Annotated in this window: 6 protein-coding genes; 1 reads left to right on the top strand and 5 read right to left on the bottom strand. The window is 72.6% G+C overall.

The features are described 5' to 3' along the window. Nucleotides 1-709: thioesterase II family protein (locus SACSA_RS0118980; RefSeq protein WP_019819317.1), on the top strand; the 709-nt coding region annotated here is incomplete at its 5' end. Here the strand turns inward: SACSA_RS0118980 and SACSA_RS0118975 are convergent. The 5 genes from SACSA_RS0118975 to SACSA_RS26410 form a co-directional block, all read right to left on the bottom strand. Continuing rightward, nucleotides 628-1,932, bottom strand: coding sequence for a hypothetical protein (locus SACSA_RS0118975; RefSeq protein ID WP_019819315.1), 1,305 nt, complete (start codon nucleotides 1,930-1,932; stop codon nucleotides 628-630). The genes SACSA_RS0118980 and SACSA_RS0118975 overlap by 82 nt on opposite strands. 80 nt (nucleotides 1,933-2,012) lie before the next feature. Next, nucleotides 2,013-2,456 (bottom strand): cobalamin B12-binding domain-containing protein, encoded by a 444-nt coding sequence (locus tag SACSA_RS0118970; protein ID WP_232213013.1) that lies wholly within the window; start codon nucleotides 2,454-2,456, stop codon nucleotides 2,013-2,015. Between the two features lie 17 nt (nucleotides 2,457-2,473). Further along, a complete protein-coding gene (locus SACSA_RS0118965; RefSeq protein WP_019819311.1) occupies nucleotides 2,474-3,304 on the bottom strand; it encodes an ABC transporter permease in 831 nt (276 codons plus the stop codon). Further along, nucleotides 3,301-4,260, bottom strand: a complete 960-nt coding sequence (locus SACSA_RS0118960; protein WP_019819310.1) for an ATP-binding cassette domain-containing protein — start codon at nucleotides 4,258-4,260, stop codon at nucleotides 3,301-3,303. The genes SACSA_RS0118965 and SACSA_RS0118960 overlap by 4 nt, the downstream gene beginning before the upstream one ends. Then, nucleotides 4,260-4,572: hypothetical protein (locus SACSA_RS26410; RefSeq protein ID WP_048877003.1), on the bottom strand; the 313-nt coding region annotated here is incomplete at its 5' end. The genes SACSA_RS26410 and SACSA_RS0118960, both read right to left, overlap by 1 nt.

The raw sequence follows: 4,572 nt of genomic DNA, 5'->3' as shown, positions 1-4,572 counted from the left end.
CCTGCGCCTGGTGTGCCTGCCGCACGCCGGGGGCACGCCCGCGGCGTACCGGGGCTGGCCCGGCCGGTTCTCCGAGCGGGTCGAGGTGCTGGCCGCCTGCTACCCCGGCAGGCAGGACCGGCTGGCCGAGCCCGCCGTCGAGTCGATGTCCGAGATGGTCGACGCACTGGTGGACGAACTGCTCCCGCTCACCGATCGACCGTATGTCCTGTTCGGACACAGCATGGGCGCGTCCGTGGCCTTCGAGCTCGCGCTCGCGCTGGAACACGCACACGGCACGGTGCCAGGGGCGCTGCTGCTGTCCGGCAGGCTGCCACCACGGCTGCTCACCGGCCGCCCGCCCTACCTCGGCGGGGACGAGGCCATCGTCGCCGACGTCCGCAGGCTCGGGGAGGCGAGCACCGCCGTGCTCGACGATCCCGAGCTGCGCGAACTCGTCCTTCCGGCCATCCGCGCCGACTACCGGCTGCTCGGCACCTACCGCCCCACCCTCGACGGGATCACGTCGGCGCCGGTCACCGCCTATGTCGGCGCCGACGATCCGGACATCGACGCCGATCACGTCCTCGGCTGGGCCGAGCACACCACGGCCGAGTTCGACCATCGCGTGCTGCCCGGTGATCACTTCTACCTGTCCGCGCGGGAGGAGACGCTCACTTCCGACATCGCAGGGCGGATCGGCCGCCTCGGCGCGGGGACGCGGTCGTAGCGGCGGGCGACGTAGGACAACGCGGCGAGCAGATCGCTGCTGGTGAGCCCGTCCACGGTGACCGAGGCCCGCCCGGGCAACGGGAGCCGGCCCGTGGCCGCCCAGCACAGCCTGCCGTCCTCGGCCAGGTAACTCGACGTCGCGCCCCGGTTGTCGGGGTGGAGGCAGTAGGGCACGTCGAGGTAGCCCGCCTCGAAGGCGCGCACCAGGGCCGTGCCCACGTCGTCGGACAACTCCCGCACCGCGTCGATGAGGGCGCGCACCTCGGCGTAGAGACCGGTGTCGGCCGGGACGGCGGGCGCGTCCGGCCGTGCCCGTTCGTGCCCGGCGACCGCCGCCGCGTACTCGAGGGCCTCGACGTTCTCCGCGATCGTCGGGATGCGGTGCGCCTCCGCGGGCGTCTTGACGATCAGCCGGTCCGCGCCACCGCACACGGCCAGCGCCGCCGCGTCGCCGAGCAGGTCCAGCGCGCCCTCCCGGCTTCCCGGATACACGCCCATGTAGGTGTAGAGCACGACGTGCCGGTCCAGTCCGGGCAACAGCTCGCCTGCCACGCGGTTCAGCACGGCCAGTGCCTCCGCGTCCTGCTCGGCGTGGGTCTGCTGAGCGTAGCTCAGTGACACGCTGGGTACGCCGTGCTGGGCGAAGAACAGGCCCTCCAGCACCGAGAGGGCGATCAGCAGCGAGGGCGGGCAGAGCTGGCCCAGCATGCACCCGCCGAAACTTTCCAGGTGGGCGTCCTCCCGCTCGGCCAGCAGCTCGCAGCAGCGCGCCCACTCCGGCACCGCGTGCCGCAGGGGCGTGCGGTTGTACGGAAGGCAGTACGACACCGGCCCGCCCTCGGTGGCCGCGATGCCGGAGTCCACGACGGACCGGACGATGTCGTAGGGCAGCGACGACCCGTGGCGCACCTGCACGGGGAAGTGCTCGCCCACCGTGCCGGCGAGTATCTCCCGCGTCAGTTTCGGGCCGTGGGTGAGGATGGGGTAGCCGTTGAGCGCCACCCCGTCCTCCAGTGCCCGGCGCGCCTGGTCGAGCTGGCCGGTCCGGGTGTAGCTGTCCAGCGTGAGGGTCCCGGCGGTCACCGCGTTCGCCGCCCGGACCGCGGCCAGCCCCCGCGCCATGTCCACCGGATCGGAGAAGCCCATCCGGGGTTGCACCACGAGCGCGCCGCAGCGGCGGGCCTTGCGCAGGAATCCGGGAAAGCCGTACTCGGCACTCATCGCGTCTCCATGGTCAGGGGCCGGAACCCGGGCCGTCCGTCCGGGACGGAGGCCGGGTGTCGTGGAACGGGCCGGCACGCTCACGCCGAATGCTCGGCGGTGAGGTCGGTGACCACCACCGAATCGACGAATTCGAGGAAGTCGGCGGGACTGGCGTCGTTCGGGAACACCGCGTCGAACCCGGCCTCGCGCAGCCGCGCCTCGTCGTCGGCGGACAGCGGCCCGGCCACGCCGAGCTTGCCGCCGATGACCACGGGAACCCCGCGCAATTCGTCGGCCGCGCGCAGCCGTCCGATCACCCGCACGCCGTCGTGGAGACCGTGCCCGTTGACGGTGCTGAGCACGATCGCGTCCGGTCGTGTGGACCGGGCGTGCGAGACGAGCAGGTCGTCGGGTACGCAGGCCCCGAGATTGTCCACGCGGTTGCCCCGTTCGGTCAGCAGCATCTGCAACCACACGAGATTCCAGGTGTGGGCGTCCGAGGACACGCTCGACAGCAGGATTCTGCGGTGGGTCGCGGTCATGGTGGGCTCCTTCGCGGTCATCGGGCGACGGCGTCGCGGTAGCGGCGGACGGCCAGCGGCACCGTCAGCGCGAGGATCAGGGCCATCCAGCCGAGCGCGAGGGGCACGGCGTGGGCCACGGTCACGGACTCAACCGAGGTGGCGGCCGGGTTGCCCCACAGGCTGCGCAGCGCGTTGACCACCGCCGACAGCGGATTCCAGTCGGCGATCACCTGGAGCCACCCGGGCAGGCCGGTGGTGGGGATGTAAGCGCTGGACAGGAACATCAGGGGCATCAGCAGGATGGAGGGCATGGTCGCGGCGGCCTCCCCGCTGCGGGCCACCAGCCCCAGCACGGCGCCGACCCAGGACATGGTGAAGCCGAACAGCAGCAGCACCGCGTACGCGCCGAGTGCCGGGCCGATCCCGGTGTCGATGCGCCACCCGATCGCGAAACCGACGCCGGTCATGGCGAGAACGGTCACCGCGCGCAGGGCGAGGTCACCGACGGTGCGACCGACCAGCACCGCCGCCGGACTCATCGGCAGCGAACGGAACCGGTCGACCAGCCCGTTCCGCAGGTCCTCCAGCGTGCCGATGGCCGTGTTGGGCACGCAGGTCATCATCACCTGGGTGAAGATGCCCGCCATGATGAACTCCTGGTAGCTGCCGCCGGACACGGAGATCACCGAGCCGAACAGCAGTCCGAACAGCACGACGAACCCCATCGGCATCAGCGTGGCGCTGAGCAGCTTCTCCGGCATGCGGCGCAGGTGCCGCAGGTGCCTGCCGATGAGGGCGGCGGCATCGGAGCCCGCGCTCCACCGGGGCGGGGCCGCTTCGGGCGCGTCCAGCGGGACGGTGGTCATACCGGGGTCCTTTCCGTGAGCTCGCCGGTGCCGGTGACGGCGAGGAAGACGTCGTCGAGGGAGGGGCGGCGCACCGCGAACTCGCGGACCCGCACCGGCGCCCCGTCGAGCGCGGAGGCGAGGGCGGCCACGTCGGCGAGGCCGGAGTCCACGGACACCGAGACCCCGCAGCCGTCGTCGGAGACCAGCGGCGTCGCCGCCGTGGCCGAGGCCAGCCTGCGCATCACCTCGGGCATGTCGGCCGATTCGGCGAGGCGGATCTGCAGGCGCTCACCGCCGACCGTGTCCTTCAGCTCGTCCGCGCTGCCCTCGGCCACGACCCGGCCGTGGTCGACGACCACGATCCGGTCGGCGAGTTCGTCGGCCTCGTCGAGGTACTGCGTGGTCAGCAGCACGCTGACACCACGTCCCACCTGTTCGCGGATCATCTGCCACAGCACCGCCCGGCTGGCCGGGTCGAGTCCCGTGGTCGGCTCGTCGAGGAACAGCACCGCCGGGTCGGCGACCAGGCTCGCGGCGAGGTCGAGCCGCCTGCGCATCCCTCCGGAGTAGGTGCGGCTGAGCTTGTCCGCGGCGTCGGCGAGGTCGAGGCGGTCGAGCAGCTCGCCCGCCCTGCGGCGCGCCTCGCGCCTGCCGAGCTGGTACAGCGTGCCGATCAGCTCCAGGTTCTCCCGCCCGGTGAGGCGTTCGTCCACCGCGGCGTACTGGCCGGTCAGCCCGATCCGGGCGCGTACCTGCCGGGGCCGCGTCACCACGTCGTACCCGGCGACCCGGGCCGTGCCCGCGTCCGGGGTCAGCAGCGTGCACAGCATCCGCACCGTGGTGGTCTTGCCCGCGCCGTTCGGACCGAGCAGGCCCAGCACGGAGCCCGTGGGCACCCGGAGGTCGATGCCGCCGACGGCGTCGGTTTCGCCGTAGGTCTTGCGGAGCCCCTCCGCCTCAATCGCCAGTTCCATCACACTTCCCTTCCTCGCGCGCCCTCGGTGAGCACGCGGGTCAGCACGGCACCGATTCGTTCGCTCGCCTCGGGCCCGGTCATGTCGTCGTGGGCGCAGTCCAGCCGGTGCACGCGCAGCTGTCCGTCCACGACGGAGTGCCACGCCGCCTCGTCCGGCGCGTCGTCGGGCTTGCGGGTGGCCAGGAAGTACTCCACGTCGCCCGAGAAGACCTCCGGCCGGTGCCCCGCGGCCAGCGCGTCGTTGTTGCGCGCCACCCGCTCGATGCCCGCGACGTGGCGGGCCTCGCACCCGCGCAGCAGGCCGCCGTCG

It is taken from the genome of Saccharomonospora saliphila YIM 90502, assembly GCF_000383795.1.
In the GTDB taxonomy this organism is placed as follows: Bacteria; Actinomycetota; Actinomycetes; order Mycobacteriales; family Pseudonocardiaceae; genus Saccharomonospora; species Saccharomonospora saliphila.
The sequence above is the reverse complement of the archived record's forward strand: the minus strand, read 5'-3'. Positions and strand labels throughout refer to the sequence as shown.

What these genes read in the sequence shown, in the direction of transcription:
- SACSA_RS0118975 (WP_019819315.1), bottom strand. Translation starts at nt 1,932, where the DNA reads ATGAGTGCCGAGTACGGCTTTCCCGGATTCCTGCGCAAGGCCCGCCGC.
- SACSA_RS0118970 (WP_232213013.1), bottom strand. Translation starts at nt 2,456, where the DNA reads ATGACCGCGACCCACCGCAGAATCCTGCTGTCGAGCGTGTCCTCGGAC.
- SACSA_RS0118965 (WP_019819311.1), bottom strand. Translation starts at nt 3,304, where the DNA reads ATGACCACCGTCCCGCTGGACGCGCCCGAAGCGGCCCCGCCCCGGTGG.
- SACSA_RS0118960 (WP_019819310.1), bottom strand. Translation starts at nt 4,260, where the DNA reads ATGGAACTGGCGATTGAGGCGGAGGGGCTCCGCAAGACCTACGGCGAA.